The following is a 21,856-nucleotide window of genomic DNA, read 5'->3' as shown; positions in this document are numbered from 1 at the left end:
TCGCGGTACTGGTGATGCTACTTGGTGCTGCGGGTGTTCTAGCCCGCCGCCGCGCAACCCAATAAAACACCCCACCGCGCCAAACCCTCACTGGGGTGAAGCGCAATAATTCACACAATGGCCCGCTTCCTGTAGCAACAGGGAGCGGGCCATTGCATCAGGCAATACAGTGGAACAATGAGCAGTGCAGATGAGCCCGTCTACATTCCAGGACAGATCTATACCGTCAATGACCGAGATTGGCTTCTCAGCCGCGGATCCATCGAAGACAACATCGACACTGAAGCGATGCCCCATCTTCTTGAAATCTACGCTGACTACAGCATGGCTGAAGAATCCGCCGACAACAGCGGAGTCTTCGAATTCTTTCTCTCCTGCCTGATTACCCACTTCGAAAACTGGAAAAGCTCCCACTACTACGCCGGGAACGCACGCTCACAAGCCCCCAACATCCGCGTAGACGTTCTACCATCCCCCTGCGCAATCCTCCTTGGCGCCAAAAACGTCAACGACCTCGTTCACGGGGCGCGGGTAGTGTCTGACTTTTTCCAAAACCCCTACGTCCCTGAAGGAAATCGCGTCAGCCAAGACTTCTTCCGTGGAACATGCTGGCACAACGACAGTGTTTTACGAATGGGCCTCAACAGTATCGCCCTGCGCCCGCTCATGATTCACCACGACGCACCTGTGCTTGAAGCGAAGATGAAAGCCCTGGCTGCAGAACTTTCACCGCACCGATCCGACCGAGCACACCTCTTCGTCACCAACACGCCAGCCCTGATCGGCACGGTTTTTACCGACACACCAACCCCAATGACAGAAGACGCTTTCCTGCGTCAAACAGATCGCCCCACTCCCGCCTACTCACAGCGCGGGCACCTCGAAACAGACGATCTTTCACCGCTCCTATCAGCGGCAGCGCCGATCTCTGCCGAAGCCTTCGTCGCCTACGACATCCTGACGGGTTTCCTCTACTTCCATCTTGAAAAGCTTGCCGGAAACCGAGCCGACCTCATTCACACTCAGGCTCTATGGAACGATCACATCATCATTTCCTTTGCCGGACACGGTAGCTGGACCGCCATTGATGCACATGACCTGGTGTGCGTCCTTCTTGGCGTCACCAACAGCCTTGAATCTCCTGGCCTCGTAGCAGAGCTGACAGATGACAAACTTCGCGAACTGCTTATCGACAGTGACTTCCACGAAAGATGGCAAATTCAGCTCTGGCTTCGTCGCATTGAACACGCCGGGATCACTGAGGAAGGAGTGCGTGAAGCACTCGCCACCTTCCTGACAACCATGCACATTCCCAGCCGCATTGCCAGCGGCCCCCTTACCGAACTCTTCCCGCCCCTACTTTCTTCACGAGGGCTACGCCTTCCCTACGGGCGAGGAAAAGAAGATGCTTACCCGCTGGAACTTGAAGCAGGCGACCTGGACCGGCACTTCCTTGAACCGGTGGGTGAACAATTCTGGACGGGTCTACTTTTCGACGATGCTAACACCATCCAAGGTGCACCCCATCGCCTCACAATCAACGACACCGAGGCCGTTGCCGAATGGTTCGTTCACGAAACGCCTGACTCTGCGCTGATTCGTCGGCAGAGCATTGCGTGGGAGGAGATCCTCGCGTGGACAACATTCGGGGACTCGGCCATCCTTCTTGACCGCGCGGGCCGATTCTTCGAACTGGTGCCTGATATCTTCCTGCACTCAGAACAGCTCAAAAGCATTATTGCGCAGAAGAAAGAACGCTGTGCATCACGGGGCGTCCCCATCCGACAACTCACGGCTAAAAGGTACCGAGCTCATTTCAGCCACCTTATTCAAGCCCGGGAATACGGCGTGTTCGACGACGCCTACATTCAGCCGCCGTGGCAGGCCACTGGGCTAAAGACACCCGTCGCACAGAAAAAGGCTGACCAGCTTAAGAAGGCCGAGTGGCCAGTGCGTGTGAGCACCACCGGCACCCACATGCCTGGGAACACCCCCAACAATCGCACTCCCTACCGAGACGGCCAAAAGCGGATGGTACAACGCGATACCTTCAAGGAATATTGGTACTACCTCTTCCTCGTTGTCGGCGGAGTGCTCGCAGCATTGGGGTGGCGTTTAGGGTGAACTGACATGTCGACAAGACCTGAAAGAGTGCGGGTCTGAGACGTGTGTGCCCAGTAAATGGGCAGAGCAGACGAGGGGCACGCGCGCGGGTTAGGCTGACAGCGTGAAGGTCCTGCTTGTGGGAAATGGCGGGCGTGAACATGCCCTAGCCCGTGCAATGGTTCGTACCTCCGACGATGTTGAACTGCTGATACAAGCAGGCAACCCTGGCCTCGATGAGTTGGGAACAGCTCATCGTTTTAACCCCCTTGACCCCGAGGCAGTCTGCGCCCTCGCCCACGACAACGCCGTTGACCTTGTCGTTATTGGCCCCGAGGCCCCTCTGGTTGCAGGTATCGCTGACGCGTTGGCTGACGCGGGCATCCCCTGCTTTGGTCCCACTAAAGCCGCCGCCCAGCTTGAAGCCTCCAAGTCCTTTGCCAAGGACGTCATGGAAGCTGCCGGTGTCGCTACCGCGCGGGCCTTCACCTGCACCACTATTGAGCAGGTTGATGCCGCCCTTGATGAACTCGGCGCACCCCATGTTGTCAAGGACGATGCCCTAGCTGCAGGGAAAGGCGTTGTTGTCACGGAGGATCGCCAAGCCGCCCGCAATCACGCGCAAGCATGCCTGGCCCGCCCAGATGGCGCCGTGGTCATAGAAGACTACCTTGACGGCCCCGAGGTCTCCCTCTTTTGTCTATCCGACGGCACCACCGTCGTCCCCCTCGTCCCCGCCCAAGACTTCAAACGTCTGCTGGACAACAACGGCGGCCCCAATACCGGCGGTATGGGCGCCTACACGCCGCTCCCGTGGCTGCCTGAAGACGTGGTCGACCACGTTGTTGACACGGTTGCTGTGCCCACGGTGGTAGAAATGGCCCGCCGAGGCACCCCTTTCATTGGACTGCTCTACTGCGGCCTGGCGCTGACCTCGCGCGGTGTGCGAGTTGTCGAATTTAACGCGCGCTTTGGTGACCCGGAAACGCAGGCCGTCCTCGAACGCCTCCAAAGCCCGCTCATTGACCTGCTCTACGGCGCGGCCACCGGCACCCTCGCCGAGGTTCCCGCCCCACGCTGGTCCGAGGATGCCGCCGTGTGCGTGGTCATGGCCTCCTTCGGATACCCCGGCGTGCTGCGCACCGGCGAAACGATCACCGGTATTGACGACGCAGAAGCAGTGGAGGGCGTGCACGTCATCCACGCCGGTACGACGCTCATCCCCGCAGAGCCCGACCCCAATGGCGCGGGCAACTGCTGCGGCGTCGAAGCTGAGGATGCCCTGGTGAACTCTGGTGGGCGCGTGCTCAATGTTGTGGGTCGTGGCGCGACAATCGAGGCCGCCCGTGAGGCCGCTTACGCTGGTGTGGCGCGTATCCGCTTCAGTGGCGAGCAGCATCGCAGTGACATTGCCACATGGCCAGAAGATGTTCTGGCGGACGACTGGCGACCCTAAGAATCAACGCTGGGACATTAACGCTGGGAACACTCACCCTGGGAACACTGCAGGAGGCGCAATCAATGACCGAGCACATGAGTATCCCCGGATGGGTGCACCTCTCATCAGGTAAGGTGCGTGACATCTATGCTCCCGAGGCAGCCAATATCTCCCGTGCAGACCGTCACGCCGCCAGCGGCCCCTCGCAGCTCTTGATGGTCACCTCCGACCGCATCAGCGCCTACGACGTTGTCCTGCCAACGCCAATCCCTGATAAAGGTAAAGTGCTTAACCAGTTGGCCATCTGGTGGATGCGCCGCATGGAGGACATTGTCCCCAACCACCTGGGGCCAAACGCCCTCGACGTGCCCGCCGAGGTACAGGGCCGCGCCGTCGTGTGCCGCAGCCTGAACATGATCCCCATTGAGTGTGTTGTACGCGGCTACCTGACCGGCTCGGGCCTCGTCGAATACCGCCAGAGCGGCACAGTGTGCGGCCTGCCATTACCCGAGGGGCTCACCGAAGCCTCCCGCCTGAGCGAGCCGATCTTCACCCCTGCAGCCAAGGCTGAACTGGGCGACCACGACGAAAACATTACTTTTGAGCGTGCCGTGGACATGGTCGGCCCTGAGCTTGCCGAGCGCCTGCGTGAACTTTCCATCGCGGTCTACGCGCGCGCCCGCGATATCGCTGCCGAGCGCGGTGTCATCTTGGCCGACACAAAGTTCGAGTTCGGCCTTGACCCACACACGGGGGAGGTCGTCCTCGCTGATGAAATCCTTACCCCTGATTCGTCACGTTTCTGGCCCGCCGACCAGTGGGTTGAAGGCCAGGTGACACCCAGCTTCGATAAGCAGTATGTGCGCGATTGGTTGACCTCCCCCGCATCCGGGTGGGACCGCAGCGCTGAGGACGCGGCCGACTCTGCCCCCTCACTGCCTGACGAGGTCGTCGCCGCCACACGCGAGCGCTACATCGAAGCCTTCCGCCGCCTAACCGGCGAGGAACCACAACTGTGACCGGACATCAGCCGGTAACACTACGGGGAGCGGTCAACCGGCCGCACTCACCGAGAGAGGGGATCGTGGACACCCCTCAGCTCACGCAAGGAGGACGCCGTGGGGCACATCATTGTTGAAGTGATGCCAAAGCCGGAAATCCTGGACCCCCAGGGGAAGGCCGTTGGCTCAGCACTACCGAGGCTGGGAATCACCAGCTTCACCTCGGTACGTCAAGGCAAATGTTTTCATCTGACGGTGGACGGCCCTGTCACCGATGAACTCCTTGCTGACGCGCGACGCGCAGCCGAGGAAGTACTGTCGAACCCCATTATTGAAGATGTTGTTCGCGTCGAAGAACTCACCGATGCCGCTGGGGGTGCGCTGTGACGCGAGTTGGCGTCGTCACCTTCCCCGGTACCCTTGATGACCGGGATGCTGCTCGCGCTGTGCGGCTGGCAGGCTGTGAGCCCGTTGCCCTGTGGCATAAAGACGCTGACCTTCACGAGGTTGATGCGGTGGTCCTGCCCGGCGGATTCTCTTACGGTGACTACCTGCGTTGCGGAGCTATTGCCGCTGTCGCCCCCGTGATGGGTTCCGTCGTGGAGGCTGCCGGTAAGGGAATGCCAGTGCTGGGCATCTGCAATGGCTTCCAGATCCTGTGCGAGGCCCACCTGCTTGAAGGCGCGCTGATCCGTAACGACCATCAGAAGTTCCTGTGCCGCGACCAGAAGCTCCGCGTCGAGAACGCCTCAACCGCATGGACAGCCTCCTTCGCAGTGGGGGATGAGATCACTGTGCCGTTGAAGAATGGCGAAGGATGCTTCCAGGCTGCTCCTGACACCATTGAGCGCTTGGAAGGTGAAGGGCGCGTAGTGTTCCGCTACGTTGATGTCAACCCCAATGGTTCAGCCAATGATATTGCGGGCATTACGAATGCTGCTGGCAATGTGGTGGGCCTGATGCCTCACCCCGAACATGCTGTGGAGGCTGGTTTTGGCCCGCTGGCTGTTGGGGCTGAGGGAATGCAGGGGCATGGCGGCGTGGAAGGTCTGGGGATTTTCACCTCCCTTCTGCGCGACATGGTGAGCTAGTCCGAAACGTCGATAGTGTGCGCCTCTGAGCTGCACACACTCCGTCATCCACAGTTCTATCCACACATGAATAGGCCAATCCCCAAGGATTTCCACATCCCTGTGGACACAATCTGTGGATAACCGATTCTTCTGTTCTCCCGCCGTTATTTTGACGCGCTACAACAACAATGGAGCCACACATGACCGCCGAGGTCACCCCGAACGCCACCTATCCTCGCGAACTCCCCGACACTACCGCCGACGCCGCAGCAACTCCCACCAAAGAGATGCCCTGGGCTGAACTCGGCCTTAAAGCCGACGAATACGACACCATCTGCGAAATCCTGGGACGCCGACCCACGAACGCAGAGCTCGCCATGTACTCGGTGATGTGGTCAGAGCACTGCTCATACAAGTCCTCCAAGAAACACCTCATCGAACAATTCGGTAAGCGCACCACCGACGAGATGCGCTCACGCCTGCTCGTCGGCATGGGCCAAAACGCCGGCGTGGTCGACATCGGCCAAGGCTGGGCCGTGACCTTCAAGGTTGAATCCCACAACCACCCCTCCTTCGTTGAGCCCTACCAGGGCGCAGCAACCGGCGTGGGCGGCATCGTCCGCGACATTATCTCCATGGGTGCGCGCCCTGTTGCCGTCATGGACCAACTACGTTTTGGCGACGTCAACCACCCCGATACCGCTCGCGTTGTTCACGGCGTCGTTTCCGGTGTGGGCGGCTACGGAAACTGCCTGGGTCTGCCCAATATTGGTGGCGAGACCGAGTTCGACGCCTCCTACCAGGGCAACCCTCTGGTTAACGCCCTGTGCGTGGGCACCCTTCGCCACGAAGACATTCACCTAGCTAACGCTACCGGTGAAGGCAACCTCGTCGTCCTCTTTGGAGCGCGCACCGGTGGTGATGGGATTGGCGGTGCCTCCATCCTCGCCTCAGAAACCTTCGAGGATGGTATGCCCGCGAAGCGCCCCTCCGTGCAGGTGGGCGACCCCTTCATGGAAAAGGTCCTTATCGAGTGTTGCCTGGAACTTTTCGCCGCAGGCGTTGTCCAGGGCATCCAGGACCTCGGCGCAGCCGGAATCTCGTGCGCAACCTCTGAGCTCGCTTCTAACGGCGACTCCGGCATGCACGTTGATCTGGAAAATGTGCTGCTGCGTGACCCCACGCTGACCGCCGGCGAAATCCTCATGTCAGAATCTCAAGAGCGCATGATGGCGATCGTCACCCCCGAGGACCGCGAGGCCTTCTTCGCCATTATCGACAAGTGGGATGTCGAAGCCTCCGTCATCGGCCACCTCACGGGTAATGGCCGCCTGACCATCGACCACTACGGGCACCGTATCGTCGATGTTGACCCTAAGACCGTCGCCCACGACGGCCCGGTGTATGACCGCCCCTACGCCCGCCCCACCTGGCAGGATGCCCTCAACGCGGATTCAAGCGAGCGTTTGCCTCGCCCAACAACCCCTGAAGAACTCAGTGAGGTGATTACCGCAGTCCTCAGCGACGTCAACCAGGCCTCCAAGGCGTGGATCACCGACCAGTACGACCGCTACGTGCAGGGCAACACCGCCCTGGCTCAGCCCGACGATGCTGGCGTGGTGCGCGTGGATGAAGACACGAACCTGGGCGTGGCGATCTCTACTGACGCTAACGGGTGGTACACCAAGCTTGATCCCTACCGTGGCGCTCAGCAGGCCCTAGCTGAGTCCTACCGCAATGTGGCCATCGTCGGTGCAGCCCCCGTTGCCATTACTGACTGCCTGAACTTTGGCAACCCTGAAGATACCGATGCCATGTGGCAGCTCGTGCAGGCCATGACCGGCCTGGCTGACGGATGTATCGAGTTGGGTGTGCCCGTCACCGGCGGTAATGTCTCACTCTACAATTCCTCGGGCACCGTTAAGGGGCAGCCGGATTCCTCGATTAACCCCACGCCCGTTGTGGGCATGCTGGGCATTATGGAGGATGTGCGCCGCGCAAACCCCTCGGGCTTTACCGAAGAAGGTTTGGCCGTGGTCTTACTGGGTGAGAGCCGCGACGAACTCGACGGCTCTGCCTGGGCGCGCATTGTGCACCAGCACCTGGGCGGGATGCCCCCAGTGGTGAACTTTAATGCCGAGGTCTCCCTGGGTAATGTTGTGCGAGCGCTGTCCGCCACCGACGGCCCCGATGGCCTGCCTCTGGTGCGCGCCGCACACGACCTCTCTAATGGTGGCCTCCTGCAAGCACTCGTTGATGCCTCCCTGCGTTTTGGTATTGGTGGCAGTTTCGACCTAACCAACTCCGTGCGAGGCGCCCAATTGGACGACTTCACGCTGCTGTTCACTGAAACTCAGGCGCGTGCGTTGCTAGCCGTCCCCGAAGGGGCGCTGCCTGCCGTTTATGCCGCTGCCGAGGCCGAGGGCGTGCCCGCCGTGCGAATCGGTACCACCGGTGGTGACATGCTGGCCGTCGTCGGTGCTGATCTGCTTTCCGATATGGGTAACGGTGCTGGATGGATCGTTGGTCTTGACGAGCTGCGCACACAATCGGAGGCCGCCCTACGCGAGCGTTTCTGAGTGCCCCGAATGCAACATCACCCCTGAGTGGTGCTGATTGAGTGAGGCTGATTGAGCAGGGCCCGGAGGAGTACCCCTCCGGGCCCTGCCCTTTGATGGGGAGGAGACTTCGAGGCAGGGATGAGGTGTGAGTTAGGGGCATTTTCGGAAAAGTATTCCTGATACAAGCCTATCTTGATAGCATGATGGCATGCTACTGTCATTTAGCGTCTCCGGTTTCCGTTCCTTCGCAGAAGAAGCAACCCTTGATCTCACGCGGCGCTCCTTCAGGACGAATATCCCCCGCGAAGGGCAAACCTGGGTGGATTGTGTCGAGACTATTGCGGCGATCTATGGCCCGAATGCCTCAGGTAAAACGACCCTGATTCAGGCCATTGATAGTCTGGCGCGCGCACTCAGGGCGCCGGAGAAGTCCACGACCGTGCTGTATCAGCCCTGCGCTGCCATTGACGAGTCAGAACGACGCACCTCATATGACGTGGATTTTGTTGCTGAGGAAGTGCGCTACCGCTATCGGGTGGAAGTGCGTCAGTGGGGCGTGAGTTTCGAGGGCCTGTATGCCTACCCTCGCGGAACTGCCCGGATGCTCTTTGAACGCACCCAAGAGAGTGAAGATGCGGAAATGTCCTTCACCAAAGGGCCGAGCCTGAAAGGGCCGAGCTCTGAGGTGCTGAAACTGACGACGTCCACAGTCCTCTTCCTTGCCCTTGCCCGTCGTTATGAGCACAGCATGCTCGCCCTTGTTGCATCTGCCCTTGCAAGTGACACGGGTGTTCGCCATGTGTCATTCCGTGAAGCAGCAGACGTTGAGCTGCTTCTGCCTCTTTTTGAGGAAATGGTCAAAGCGCCCGAAGAGCAGAGAGATCTTGTGCGGGCTGTCCTTAAGGCGGGCGACCTTGGTATTGAGAAGATTGACGTCCGGCCTGATATCCGCAATTTGCAGAGTGACTGGGAGTCTCTTGTTGTGGCGCTCAGAATGATCTCCCGGGAACAGTTTCCAGGCCGCCACCTAGGCCATGAGCCTGAGGCTCGTTTTAGAGTGTTCAAAAAAGTATTCTTTACCCACCGCGGCAAAGATGGTCAGTCCTTTGAGCTCCCTCTCAGTGCAGAAAGTTCCGGCACCCTCGCATGGCTCACCATTGTCTGGCATGCACTCACCATCCTGCGCTCAGGAGGCGTGCTCCTCGTTGATGAACTTGACGCCAGCCTGCACCCTGGCCTCGTGCGCTACATTGTGGAACTCTTTGTCAGTAAGCGCACGAATCTTAAGAGCGCTCAACTCATTTTCACCACTCATGACGTCACGCTGCTGGGTAACGCTCCTGCCCGGCTGCTTGCGCCCCAGAATGTGTGGTTTGTTGAGAAGGATGCTACAGGACTGTCAGAACTCTTCTCGCAGGCAGACTTCGACAACCGCGTGGGCAACAATAGCGAGCGTCGCTATATGGCTGGCCAATTCGGAGCGGTGCCGAATATTGATGACGCACTCCTTTACGACTTTCTTACCCAGCCTTGTGGGGCGTGATAAACGTGGCGCGCTCTCGGAAGAAACGCTCTCTGCGCCCGGCAATCCTTATCGTCACGAATGGTGAGCGAACGGAACGCACCTACCTCACACGCCTCAAAAGTGAAGCGAAGGGCTCTAAACTCTCCATTACGGTGCAGTTTCTTCCTGGGGAAGCCTCGACCCTCCTGCGCAAGCTCGATGCCAATGATCTCAGTGGCTATACCGAGATCTGGATTGTCGTCGATGAGGATGGTCGCGATCTGTTGCCACTGATTCGTGGATGTGAAAAACGGACCAGGAAGAATCAACTCTGGGTGCCGGTTATCTCTCGCCCATGTTTCGAGGTCTGGTTGATTGCCCACTATGAACGAGTGAAGACCTATCACTCTCAGGCAGATGCGCAGAGACATCTTGGGCAGATCACGGGCCGAAAGCCCGCTGAGAAGTCGCTACCAACAGACTTCCCCTTCGAAAATATGCATCAGGCCTGTGTGCAGTGTGAACTGCCGTCTGCTGAGGTGCATGAGCAGGGGCAAATGCCCCCCTCTCCAGGCTCGGGAATGGTGCACCTTGTTCAACGATTGTTGCCAGGAAGGGAAAAGGAGTAATGCCGCGACGGATTTCTGTTGAGAAGGGGCGGGCTGCTCTGCAGGCATGGCAGGAGGCGCCCGAGGCTGTAACGCGGGCGGTGCTGTTGACGGCCGTGCGTTTTACCTTGGAGGAGTTTGCCGAGCGTTTTCCTGGGCGGTCGGTTGAGGTACGTGTGCCGCCCGCAGGGGCCGTGCAAATTCTTGAGGGCTCGACCCATCGTCGGGGAACGCCGCCTGCGGTGGTGGAGATGGACATGTCGACATGGCTGTCGCTTGTGGTGGGTCAGATCTCGTGGAGCGAGGCTGTTGCGCAGGGGTGCATTCAGGCATCAGGGGAGCGCGCTGATTTGACGGACTGTTTTCGGGACTGATGAGGGGCTCTAGCTGATAGTGGCCCTCTTTACCCTGAGGCGAAGCTGTGAGATTCCTCAACCGGGGCTGATAGATGTAATTTAAAATTACTATCCATCCGACTGTCTGCCCTCATCTTCTGCGGAAGTTTGACCATTTGGTCGTAGTAGTCAAAATATTGATGCTGTTTTGGGGAGAAAATCCACCCTGTGAATTAAGGAATCCTGAAAGTACTATGAGGAATGACTGTGGATATTGAAGATCTTTGGGGTTCCCGCAGTGTTCTACCGCCTGCGCAAGCTTGAGTAGATGTCGTATCCGGCCAGGGTCCCCACATCATCTGAAAGAGGGGAAGAGAGCCTATGTTCGGTCGGCTTTCGACAAAGATACGTCCCAGTGCTGCCCTTGTTGGCGCGCTGTGTGTGACATTAGTGATTGGGACCAACACTTTCGCCTTCGCTAACGATGGCGATGTGGCATCTCAATCAGAGGCTCACATCACTGAGGTCAACAGCGGTAATGCGCCAGTTGCCCCTGATGAAGGCGCGGCAAACGTAGCCGAGTCAAGCGAATCCGATGCGCCTGCAACTGCCCCCGCAACGCCGGAACCCTCCACTCCAGAGGCTGTCCCCACCCCAGCCGAAAACGCTGACACTGCCCCGGCTCCGACAAACCGCAGCCCCTTCCGTAAGGTTGATGCGGCTGTTGCCAACGAGCTCAGTGTTCATATGGAAATCAAAGCCGATGGCACCCCCGATGACGACCGCACTGGCGACGGGCAGCCTGACTTCACCGTCGATGACTCCGCTGGTAATGACTCCAGCGCCACCAATGGCATCGTCCGCGTCAACGACACAGTCACCTACACCCTTGAATACCGCTCCAAAGTAGGGCCGGCAGATAACTTCACCGCGAAGGTCGTTTTCCCCAAGGGTCTTTACATCACCCAGTTGCCTGGCGTCTGTCGCCAACCAGGCTCCAGCCTGACTCCTGCTGACCCCACGGCGAATGTCACTCTTCCCCTCACAGAAAACTCCCGTGACCAGCTCCAGGAGCAGACTCTGCTATGTAACCTTGGTGCTACCGAAACCTCAGCTCTGAAGGTGGAGCTTGTCGCTAAAGTATCCAACCTTGTCCACCACGGTGAGCGCCTGGCTATCAAGTCCCTTACCGCTACTGCAGATGGTATCGCCGAGGTTCCCACCGATGAGGCCCTGCCCGAGGTTGCGGCTTCTGCAGCCCTGAAGTGGGACGTTTCGAAGAACTCTATGTCAACCAAAGATGGTCTGGGCTATGCCTACGGTCCGGCAATTGAGAACTGCTTCTGGGATCGAGATCGCGCCTGTTTTGCTACCCGTTACAACCTGCTGATCTCTGCAGCCGTCGGCGGTAAGGGGGCCATGCCCGTCGTCGGAGACGTTGTTATTCACGATGACCTCCGCCCAGAGAAGATCTTCGAGAAGACCGATCCCAAGATTCCCGGTCTAACGCCTGATCAGATCAACCAGGTCAAAGCGAACCTGGACAAGTACGGTAGCCGCGTCACCTCGGCAGCAACCTACTATGGAATGCCCGGTCGCAAGATCGGTGAATACTCCAACACTGTCCTTAACACAGTTGAAAACTCTGTACGTGACTCGGGAGCCCTTCAAATCGCCCAGCCAGGCGGCCCCGGCACTCCCGTCACGCTGACAGTGAAGAATGCTGACTTCACTCTGCGGACCTACCCCTCAAAGGCGGTACGCCCCAATAACGAGGCCGTGCCGGCAAACAAAGCCTACGCTGTCGCACATACCTTCTTGGTTCATACCCCCGCCGACATTGTTCGGGACTTCGGTGAAGTGAGCAACGGTGAGCGTGCTCTTAACCTGAGAAATACCTACACCGATTTCACGGCCCAGGGCTTCACCTCCAATGATCGCCAGACCCAGGATGTGTACGCGGGCAACAACTGGCTGGACAAGACTCTGAAGATTGGGCTTCCAGGAAGCTTTAATAAGTACTTTGGTGGCGATGTCGGTAAGCCTGGAAACTCGAAGCCTGAAGAATTTTCGCCCGGTAACGGCTGGGTGGGTGAAGGTCTGCCCGGGGGTGGTACCTTCCGCTCGGGTGACACCGGTGTAGCTGGGACTCAAGATGTTGTGGCTCTGATCCGAGGTACTGCAGCGAGTCCGCTCTACGACTTCACGGGTTCGACCATCGTCTGTGACGCGTGGGACAACTCTAAACTTCACTTGAAGGAAAAGAATTGGAAGGGCGCTGTCTACGACTCCCGTGAGGGCATCCCAACGGGATTTGGCCGAGGTGTTGCCTCCAACGGTAAAGCCGTCTGGTTCACCGGTTACAACAATGTCTTGCTTCCTAGCGGACGATCCACCACGGATGCTATCCGCGCAGACCAGGTTCCCGAACTTAAGGTCCAATACTCTGCAACACCCGGCGGAAACGGCACCGCATCCACCTGTGGTGACGATAAGGGACCGTGGTACGACAACCCGGGTGACGTTCCCGGTAATGACCAGGAAAAGGCCGCCCGCGGTGTTTACACAGCAGTGTCCCGTGCGCGTGCTTACTTCGTGAGCCCACCGGTTGTTGGCCTCTTCAGCTCGATCGGTAATGGCTACAGCGTGAATATTGCCTTCGGTTTCGAGGTTGCACCTGACCTAGAACCCGGCACAGTTATTCCCAACTGGGCATCAACCAAGCGCGTGATCTCCACTGACAAGATCAGCTACACCATGGATCAGGTCTTGGCTGACGATTCTGCCCCGTGGGCTGAGTCTGGCTTTGAGCCGGGAACAAGTCTTGCCACGGGTAATTCGGGTACCCTCGGTGACCGTCTGATCGCCGCCGATGCCAATGTGCGCATCAACAAGCAGGTCCGTAAGGGACAAAGTGGTGACTTCGGTTCGACCACGCCATTGGTCACCGGCGATGACCTCGTCGATTACAAGATCACCCCGTCCCTCACCTCTGGCTCCATCATCGCTGGAATCCGCAAGGACGTGTGGATTGAGGACTGTCTGCCCGGCGCTTCTGCCTTCGTCAGCGCATCACGCACACCTGATCTGGTACTCCCCGGAAGCAACCCTGCAGACATCAAGCGCACTGCCTGCGCCCCTGGTGATACCTACATCCGTTGGGTCCTTCCCAAGGCCGAGGCTAACGCGGTCATTGATCCCATCATTGTTACCACTGAAGTGCTGCGTACTGTTCCCAACGGCGTGTACGTTAACAACGTTGAAATCTGGGGTGAAGGCGACGCCTCACCTTTGGCAAAGCGCCGCTCCAGCGCCGGTATTTCTGTTGGAAACAAGACAGGTCTGCAGCTAGCAAAGATTGCTCTGACCCCGGTCCTGCAGGTGAACCCTGCTGACTCCACCCACCGTGACGTGCATCGTTGGAAGGTGGCAGTGACGAATGTTGGCTCCGGTAACACTCAGGCAGTCAATGATGCGACCGTCATTGATGTTCTGCCTGCACAGGGCATCAACGGCACCCGCTACACGGGAGACTTCACCTTCACGGAGATGGTCCCCAAGAGCGCCGATTCGGCAAGCTGGGTCATTCAGTACACCTCCACCCCCGCTGCCGACCTGAACCCAGACCCGCAGCACGCAAGCAATCTGCCAGGCGGTAGCACCGTCTGGTGTGACGCTGATGCGGGTGGCCAACCTGTCGCAGGAGCTGCAGGTGCATGCCCTGCCACCAAGAGCGAAGTGACCGGTATTCGCGTCACTCGCCCAGGTGCCCTGCCCGCAAATGGCAGCATCGAATTTGAAGTAGCAATGACCGGCGTGGGCAACGTGCCCGCCGAAGACTACGTCAATACGGTTGCCGCCAGTGCTTCGAACCTCACCTACGCTATTGGCCCCCTGCGTCGTGCAGAAACCACCATCGCAGCATCCCTAGGCGACCGCATGTGGATCGACGCGAACGGCAATGGTCTGTACGAGGATGGCGAGGAGCCCGTCGCTGAAGCTGTGGTCAGGCTTGAGGGTACCGACGACCTAGGCAACCCGGTTCGCCGCGAGACCCGCACCGAAACTAACGGCACGTACTCTTTCACGGGCCTGCGCGCATCAAACGATGCGGGCTACACCATCACCTTCATCATCCCTGACAAGTACAAGGCGAACAACTACGAGTTCACAGCAACCCAGCAAGGAGACGACACGACGCGCGACTCTGATCCTGCTGTCGATGGTGTTGTTGCAGGCGTGGTTCTTCGCGCCGGCGAGAACAAGACTGACATCGATGCCGGTATCGTGGCCCCCGCAATCACGCTGGTCAAGAAGTCTGACCGCCCTGAGGCAGCAGCAGGAGACACCGTCACCTACACCTTCACGGCAACGAACTCTGGCAGTGCTCCCCTGAACAACGTGACCCTGGCAGAAAAGACCTTCACGAATGGTCACGGTCACACGATTCAGTTGACAACACCGATCACTCTTGATCGCCAAAACACCACTGCCACGGTGAGCGATGCCGGCGCCACGCCGACCATTACTGCGCTTCCTGGGCAGCAGGTTGTATGGACTGCCACCTACCAGATTCGCGCTGAAGATCTGGAGTTTGGCCGCACCATCGACAACGTCGCAACCGTTCAGGGCACCAGCCCTGATGGAACGACGGTGACCGCCGAAGACGACGAGAAGGTCCGTCCTCGGGGTAACCCCCATTATGTGGTGGCGAAGACCGCTGCTGTGCAAGGTGGTGCAGCCGGAACAGAACTTGCTCCCGGCACGACCATCACCTACACGGTGACTGCTACCAACGATTCCCCGCTTGCTGTCCGTAACGCCACTGTGGCGGACGACCTTACGCGTGTTCTTGATGACACGGAGAATCCGACGAATATCGCCGTGACCACTCAAGGTGCGCCCACTGGCTATGTTCTGCCCGATGCGAGCTTTGATGCAGCTTCCCACAGCATTAAGTGGAGCGGCGACCTGGCTCCCGGCCAGGTTGTGACCATCACTTACTCGGTGGTCACTAAGTCGGCTACCGATCACGGCGGGGACCGCAGTGTCATCAACACCGTCTCTGCAGACTCTCACCCCCACGGTGATTGCGCCCCAGGAGCGGATCAGTGCACCACCACCCACACCATCCCGGCAGGCAGCTACCACTTCTCCAAGACGGCTGAAGTGCAAGGGAAGCCCCAGGCTAATGGTCAGGTGCTCAGCGATGACATCATCACCTACACCGTGACTGTTGCCCACGCTAGTGGCGACAAGGTCAAGGGTGCCACAGTTGTTGACGACCTCAGCAAGGTTCTTGACGACGCTGTGCTCGTGGGCACCCCCATTGCAAGCGCAGGTCAGGCTCAAATTGACCCTGCAGATCCAAAGAGGCTCGTCTGGGAAGGCGATCTGGCTATCGGAGCATCTGCCACCATCACCTACAAGGTGCAGGTGAATGCTGCCGGGGATGCTTCCTTGGTTAACGCTGTGACCAATGGCGGCAACAACCAGGGCACCTGCCAGACCGGCGCCACCTGCGAAACCACACACACGGTGACGCCTGGCCGCTTTACCGTGGCTAAGACAGCTAACCCGGCTACAGGAACGCAGGTCCTCTCCAACCAGGAGATCACCTACACCCTGACCCTCAAGCACGCCGGTGGCGACACCGTGCGCAATGCGAGCATCACCGACAGCCTCGTGAACGTTCTGGGAGACAAGAAAGCGCGCCTTAAGGACGGTAGCCTGAGTGCCACCTCGGGAACACCCACCTACAACGAGGCCGACAAGACCATCACCTGGACGGGCAACATCTCCCACACAGCGGCAGAGCCTGTGCGTGTCACCTACACGGTGATCGTTGACGCCGAGGGTGCACAGACCCTCAGCAATACGGTGTCCGTGACTGGCGGAAACGGCCAGTGCGAAAGCGCTGATGCCTGCACCACCACCCACACCGTGCCCAAGGGACAGTACACCTACTCCAAGACCGCAGATCCCGCATCGGGGTCGGTCGTGAAGTCGGATGACACCATCACCTACACCATTGCGGTGAAGCACACCGGTGGCGACCGCGTGAAGAACGCGACTATCACCGATAACTTCTCCGAGGTGCTGAAGAACGCCACCTACCTCAACGATGCCACCGTCAAGAGTGGTAACGGCACGCTCGAGCCAGTTGTTAATGGTGTTCTGAAGTGGACAGGTGACCTTGCTGTGGGCGCCACCGAAGAAATCACCTTCTCGGTGCGCGTCGATGCAGAGCAGGGAGCCACCCTGGTCAACACTCTCACCAGTGAGGACCCGGACGCGACCCGTCACTCCTGTGACACCACCGTGGGATGCCAGACCACTCACACGGTTGAGCAGGGCTCCTTCACCTACTCCAAGACCGCTGACGTTGCCAACAACGCGGCCGTCGTTTCAGGAGATCGCATCACCTACACGCTGACCGCCACCCATGCTGGTGGCGACCGCGTGAAGGACGCCTTCTTCACCGATGACCTGACTGAGATTCTCAAGCACGCCACACCCGTTGGTGATCCCACGGTCAAGGGTCCCGGCACAGCACGCTTCCTCAAGGATCCCAATAACGACCAGAAGGTCACCGGAGTGGAGTGGCGAGGAACTCTGAACGACACCACGGCACGCGAAGCCGTCGTGACATTCACGGTTGAGGTCGACACCGACGCCACCGTCACACTGACCAACACCCTGGGCTCAACGGATCCTCGCGGCACCTGCGTGGCCGACGGCATGTGCCGCACCGACCACACGGTACCTGAAGGCAGCTTCGTCTACTCCAAGGTTGCCAACGTGGCCAATAGCGAGAAGGTCTACTCCGGTGACGCACTGAACTACACGATCAACGTGCGCCACACCGGCGGCAACCGCATCAAGAACGCCACCATCTCTGACGACTTCGCAGCGTTGGAGGAACACCTTGACGTCAAGCGTGACGAGGTGACCGCCACCTTCGGTACAATCACCTGGCAGGGTGACACCCTGATCTGGACAGGCGACCTGGATGGCAAGACCGCCCCGTCGGCCACCATCACCATCCCCACCACCGTGAATGCTCAGACGGGCGCAACCCTGACCAACACGGTCACCAGCACCCATCCGCGCGGTGGCTGTGATGACACGGTGGGATGCCAGACCACGCACTCGGTGCCCGCTGGCTCATTCACCTTCTCCAAGGTGGCCAACGTGCCCAACAACAGCAAGGTCTACACCGAGGACGTCCTCACCTACACGCTGAAGGTCGCACACCACGAGGGCGATCGCGTTCTGGGCGCCTCCATCAAGGATGAACTCACCAGCTTGCTGGAGAATGCGACCTACAACAAGGATGTCGCGGCAACCTCGGGCACAGCCACGGTAGAAAACGGTGTCCTGACTTGGACGGGCGACCTTGAACGCGGTGCTACTGCCACTGTCACCTTCTCCGTGACCGTCAAGACTGAAGGGCCCGCAACCCTTGAAAACAATGTCGCCACCGATGACCCACGAGGTTCATGTGACGACACCCTGGGTTGCCACACCACCCACGAGGTGCCCCAAGGAAAGTTCGTCTATTCCAAGACTGCACTGGCACCCTCTGGGACCACGGTCAAGAAGGGTGACACCATCACCTACACGCTGAAGGTTCGTCACACTGATGGTGACCGTATTCTCGGAGCAGCCATCATTGATGACCTGGCAAAGGTTCTGCCCTACGCCTCCTACAACGATGACGCAAAGACTGATATGGGTGTCGTCGAGTACAAGGAAGGAAAGCTGCACTGGACGGGTGATCTCGCTCGAAAGGCTGAAGCAACCATCACCTTCTCAGTGAAGGTCACTGCAGATCAGGCTGCCAGCATGGTCAATACGGTGGCCACCACACCTGAGAATGCTCAGCGCAGCAACTGTGATACCGCCATCGGTTGCGAAACCACGCACAAGCTGGTTGCAAGCGAAAAGCCTTCATCGAAGGTGAAGATCCCGGCCACGGGTAGCATCGCTCAGACTCTAGCCGGTGCCGCAGCGATCCTCATGGGCGCTGGCGTTATCAGCCTGGCTGCACTACGTCGACGCCGGCAGGACTGATAGGGGCTTGAAGGGAATTACCTGAGGGTGTTCCTGGCTCAAGCGGGGGGCCGCCACACGATTGTCGTGTGGCGGCCCCCACCGTTACAGCCATGACCTAAAAGGGTCGCACCTGGTGGCGAAAAACAGGACACAATCGCCCGTTTTTCGCCACCAGGTGCGATGAAAACCTGGTCTGGCAATCCGCTTACGCTGAAATAGAACGCACGCCCTTATCACCGTCAGGATCGTAGATCGCTGCAGCGCCACGAATTGCGTAACGCTGAGCAACAGCCACAACGGCCGCCGATACTGCGGCAAAAGCAATGACACCAACAAGTGTGGCGGTATCGTCATCGTCGGTGGGGGCGTCATTGCCGGTCACGAGCTTCCACCCGATTTCTGCAACCTTGCCAGCGGCCATTGCCGACAAGGCAAGGGCAGCCGTGCTAGCCAGCTTCCAACCAATATCCATTGATACTCCTCAAAGAAGGCGACAACTCGACCCGCGACAGGGCATGGCGCCGAGCACTTATCCCCTCCATCATGCCCTACATCCGATCGTCCTCGCCTATGAAACTCACAGTTTCTGCCGCAACATTTCCAGCGACGAAAGCATGTGTGGTGTGCGCAGCGTTGCACCACACACCGCAGCGCAGATTCCGACTAGCGCCCAAAGCCTCCTACACTGGATAAACACCATCGAAAAGGGGTTCCCATGAGCACGACACATCACTTGCAGCGTCCTGCAGCAGGTCTGGCACTCTGTGCCCTTGTCCTGAGTGCCTGCACCCCCTCCATCGCTCCAGGGACCACCCTGACAACGGACCCCTTCCCCGGAAACCCCCCTCGTCCGGCCACAGCGCACGCCAACGCCGACACGCCACCCGCAAGCGCCGACCCGGCCGCGAGCACCGCCCTCGTGGGCCCAACACCATCAACGGGTAGGAGCCTCGTGCGCGTCCTCCTCGCCCCCGACGCCACCCTCCCTGAAGCGCTCGTCGCTGACTTCCACGCCACCACCGGATACGCCCTGCAGATTGAACAGGCGCACAACGCTGCAGACACGGCCGCGGACGTGCTCGTCGGATTCGATGGGGGAGCAATCCTCCGCCTACGCCCCACCCTTGCCGCCCAGACGCCTGAAGGCTTCCAACCCCCACAGGCTGCCAGCATTGAACAGGTACCGGCAGCCCTTCCCTACGCACATGACGACGTATGCGTGCTGGCCGACACGCAATGGTACGCCGCCAACCGGCTCACGCCCCCGGCCACAATCAGCGACCTCAGTGCCGCTGACAACGCCGCTCGGCTTATTGTTCCCTCACCGAAAGACTCACCCGCTGGTGCCAGCTTTGTCCACCTGATTGCCGCAACCCAAGGCGCGCAGATGAGCGCATGGCTAACTTCAATGAAGGCCGCCGGAATGCAGGTCCTCCCCGTCGACGAGGCCCACGCCGCGTGGACCCTCAACGGTGGTGCCCGCCCCCTGGCGGTTGCCCCTCTTTCTCAGGCCGCTCGCGCTGTCACGAACACGGGCACAGAATCCTACCTTGCCCCCATCGCGGGAAGCTGCGTGTCACGCACCCTTTACGTTGCCCAACATGGGCAGGCCACCAACCCCGAGGGCGCACACTCCTTCATGGCGTACCTGTACACGCGCCCAGCCCAGGCGCTCCTGGCCTCGCAAGGGGCAGCTTTCCCCCTCGATACTGAGCAGGCCACCAATACGGTGACGGGTGTGTACGCTGCGCCCCGCGAGGACGCAGCCCCCCTCACCGCCGAACAGCTTCAACCCACCCCGCAGGGCTGGTAAGGGACACAGGGCGAGTAGGCGCTCAGTCCCGCAGCATTTCGCGCGATACCCGGCACTCATCCCCCAACTTCATCGGGGCGATAGTGCCCGCCGCGCGCATTTCTTCCAGGCGCGGCAGGACGCGCTCACGCACAGCCCACGGGTCCATGGTGTTGAGGTAAATGCGGGTGCCGCCCTCGAAACCAGCAACGGTGGAAATCCGCCACTTCAGGAGGATGCGCCAACGCATGGGGACATTCACGTCAGGCGGACGGTGATACCACTCCTCATTGCACGGCACATCGGCTCCGGTAGCCGCATGCATGGCATGAAGCAGGTCTGAAACACTACGCATGACCTCGTCACTGACCTCCCAAGGGTTTTGGGGCGCATGCAGCGGCCAGATCGCAATGGTGGGGAAACGGTGCCCAAAGCCTGCAATAGCAACGGCGTGATCGTTTTGAGCGAGCAGGAGCTTACGGGTGGCAGCAACGTGGAGAATATCCTCGTACTGCTCAGGGAATTGACGTAGGCGGTCAAGCTCAGCCTGGGTCTGCACCGAATGTTCATCAATAGCCACGAGCTGCTTGTGCAGGTGATCAAAGGAGGCCCCCGCGGGACGCAGCCAGTTTTGGAAGGCGGCAACATAGCGCACAGCCGGGTCAAGACCGTAGAGTTCAGCCATCGCATCGGCTGTGAACTTCGTGTACTGGTAGTGCTCGTCGGGCGTGAGCGTCCCCGAGGACGCCAGTTGAGAGGCATTCTCTGCACCATCAACATAGTGGCGTCGCGCAACGATCACGTCATGCCCGCCAGAGAAGAACCCGTTGGCTTGGCGGAGTTTGTCAGAATCCGACAGTACGGCGAACTCGTCCTCGCTCATTCCTGAGGCCATGAGCCGTGCCCGCACAAGCTGCATGACGTGATCGAAGCCGGTCCCTGAAGCCAGGTATTCGGCCATGCGGCGGTGTTCGTCCTCGGAAGGAACATGTCCGTGGTTGAGATGCCAGTAGTTGTAAGAGACGATCTCGAAAAGATTGGGAATACGACGGAACTCAGCGACAGTGTCGTGCAGTTCTTCTGCTTTCAGGGTGTGCAGCTTATGCCACTTGCCCTCAGCGTCGCGAATCAGGCGAGACTTTTCCGGTGGTGTCTCCAGGTAGCGCTGTTCGCAGAAGGCGCAGTAGCGGCCATGATCGGCGCTGTCAATGGGGGAGAGGTCTGGCTCGGAAGTAGCAAGGGGGCGGTGGCCTCGTCCGGGGACGGTCCACACTTCAGTACCGGTGAGTAGGTTTTTCTGTTTGATGGTGCCATCAGCCAGTCGGATGATTGCAGCGTCTTTCCCCGCAGGGTGCTCCTTTGCCATATGACCACTCTAGTTTG

Annotated in this window: 13 protein-coding genes; 11 read left to right on the top strand and 2 right to left on the bottom strand. The window is 59.3% G+C overall.

Features of this window, described 5'->3' with window-relative positions; all coding sequences use genetic code 11:
• Window positions 1-177: 177 nt before the first annotated feature.
• From EII11_RS09985 to EII11_RS09940, 10 genes are all read left to right on the top strand, one after another.
• On the top strand, window positions 178-2,124 hold the full coding sequence (locus tag EII11_RS09985) for a hypothetical protein (protein WP_124872332.1): 1,947 nt from the start codon (window positions 178-180) through the stop codon (window positions 2,122-2,124).
• Between the two features lie 103 nt (window positions 2,125-2,227).
• On the top strand, window positions 2,228-3,559 hold the full coding sequence (purD, locus tag EII11_RS09980) for a phosphoribosylamine--glycine ligase (RefSeq protein WP_124872329.1): 1,332 nt from the start codon (window positions 2,228-2,230) through the stop codon (window positions 3,557-3,559).
• Window positions 3,560-3,624: 65 nt separating this feature from the next.
• Window positions 3,625-4,560 carry a phosphoribosylaminoimidazolesuccinocarboxamide synthase gene (locus EII11_RS09975; RefSeq protein ID WP_240623142.1) on the top strand — a complete coding sequence of 312 codons (936 nt, stop codon included), beginning with the start codon at window positions 3,625-3,627 and terminating at the stop codon, window positions 4,558-4,560.
• A 99-nt stretch (window positions 4,561-4,659) separates the two neighbouring features.
• Window positions 4,660-4,929, top strand: coding sequence for a phosphoribosylformylglycinamidine synthase subunit PurS (locus EII11_RS09970; RefSeq protein ID WP_124872326.1), 270 nt, complete (start codon window positions 4,660-4,662; stop codon window positions 4,927-4,929).
• Window positions 4,926-5,633, top strand: coding sequence for a phosphoribosylformylglycinamidine synthase subunit PurQ (gene purQ / locus EII11_RS09965; RefSeq protein WP_124872323.1), 708 nt, complete (start codon window positions 4,926-4,928; stop codon window positions 5,631-5,633). The genes EII11_RS09970 and purQ overlap by 4 nt, the downstream gene beginning before the upstream one ends.
• Before the next feature lie 182 nt (window positions 5,634-5,815).
• Window positions 5,816-8,194: a phosphoribosylformylglycinamidine synthase subunit PurL gene (purL, locus tag EII11_RS09960; protein ID WP_124872321.1), complete on the top strand. Its 2,379-nt coding sequence runs from the start codon at window positions 5,816-5,818 to the stop codon at window positions 8,192-8,194.
• 190 nt (window positions 8,195-8,384) lie between these two features.
• Window positions 8,385-9,719 carry an AAA family ATPase gene (locus tag EII11_RS09955; protein WP_124872319.1) on the top strand — a complete coding sequence of 445 codons (1,335 nt, stop codon included), beginning with the start codon at window positions 8,385-8,387 and terminating at the stop codon, window positions 9,717-9,719.
• Entirely contained in the window at window positions 9,716-10,309 is a 594-nt protein-coding gene (locus EII11_RS09950; protein WP_338068047.1) for an RloB family protein, read from the top strand. The genes EII11_RS09955 and EII11_RS09950 overlap by 4 nt, the downstream gene beginning before the upstream one ends.
• A complete protein-coding gene (locus EII11_RS09945) occupies window positions 10,309-10,662 on the top strand; it encodes a sterol carrier family protein (RefSeq protein WP_124872315.1) in 354 nt (117 codons plus the stop codon). Before EII11_RS09950 ends, EII11_RS09945 begins: the two co-directional genes overlap by 1 nt.
• 402 nt (window positions 10,663-11,064) lie before the next feature.
• Complete coding sequence (locus EII11_RS09940) at window positions 11,065-18,699, top strand: DUF7927 domain-containing protein (protein WP_205649286.1); 7,635 nt, start codon at window positions 11,065-11,067, stop codon at window positions 18,697-18,699.
• A 187-nt stretch (window positions 18,700-18,886) separates the two neighbouring features.
• On the opposite strand, the gene EII11_RS09935 is transcribed toward EII11_RS09940, so the two are convergent.
• The gene (locus tag EII11_RS09935; RefSeq protein ID WP_124872310.1) at window positions 18,887-19,153 is read right to left on the bottom strand and encodes a DUF4235 domain-containing protein; all 267 of its coding nucleotides are present in this window, start codon (window positions 19,151-19,153) and stop codon (window positions 18,887-18,889) included.
• Between the two features lie 243 nt (window positions 19,154-19,396).
• Between EII11_RS09935 and EII11_RS09930 the strand changes: the two genes are divergently transcribed.
• On the top strand, window positions 19,397-20,494 hold the full coding sequence (locus EII11_RS09930; protein ID WP_124872307.1) for a substrate-binding domain-containing protein: 1,098 nt from the start codon (window positions 19,397-19,399) through the stop codon (window positions 20,492-20,494).
• Window positions 20,495-20,516: 22 nt separating this feature from the next.
• On the opposite strand, the gene EII11_RS09925 is transcribed toward EII11_RS09930, so the two are convergent.
• Window positions 20,517-21,839 (bottom strand): DUF4921 family protein, encoded by a 1,323-nt coding sequence (locus EII11_RS09925; RefSeq protein ID WP_124872305.1) that lies wholly within the window; start codon window positions 21,837-21,839, stop codon window positions 20,517-20,519.
• Between the last annotated feature and the right edge of the window lie 17 nt (window positions 21,840-21,856).

The organism is Schaalia canis (assembly GCF_003858455.1).
GTDB lineage: Bacteria > Actinomycetota > Actinomycetes > Actinomycetales > Actinomycetaceae > Pauljensenia > Pauljensenia canis.
This window is presented reverse-complemented; position numbering and strand designations above follow the sequence as displayed.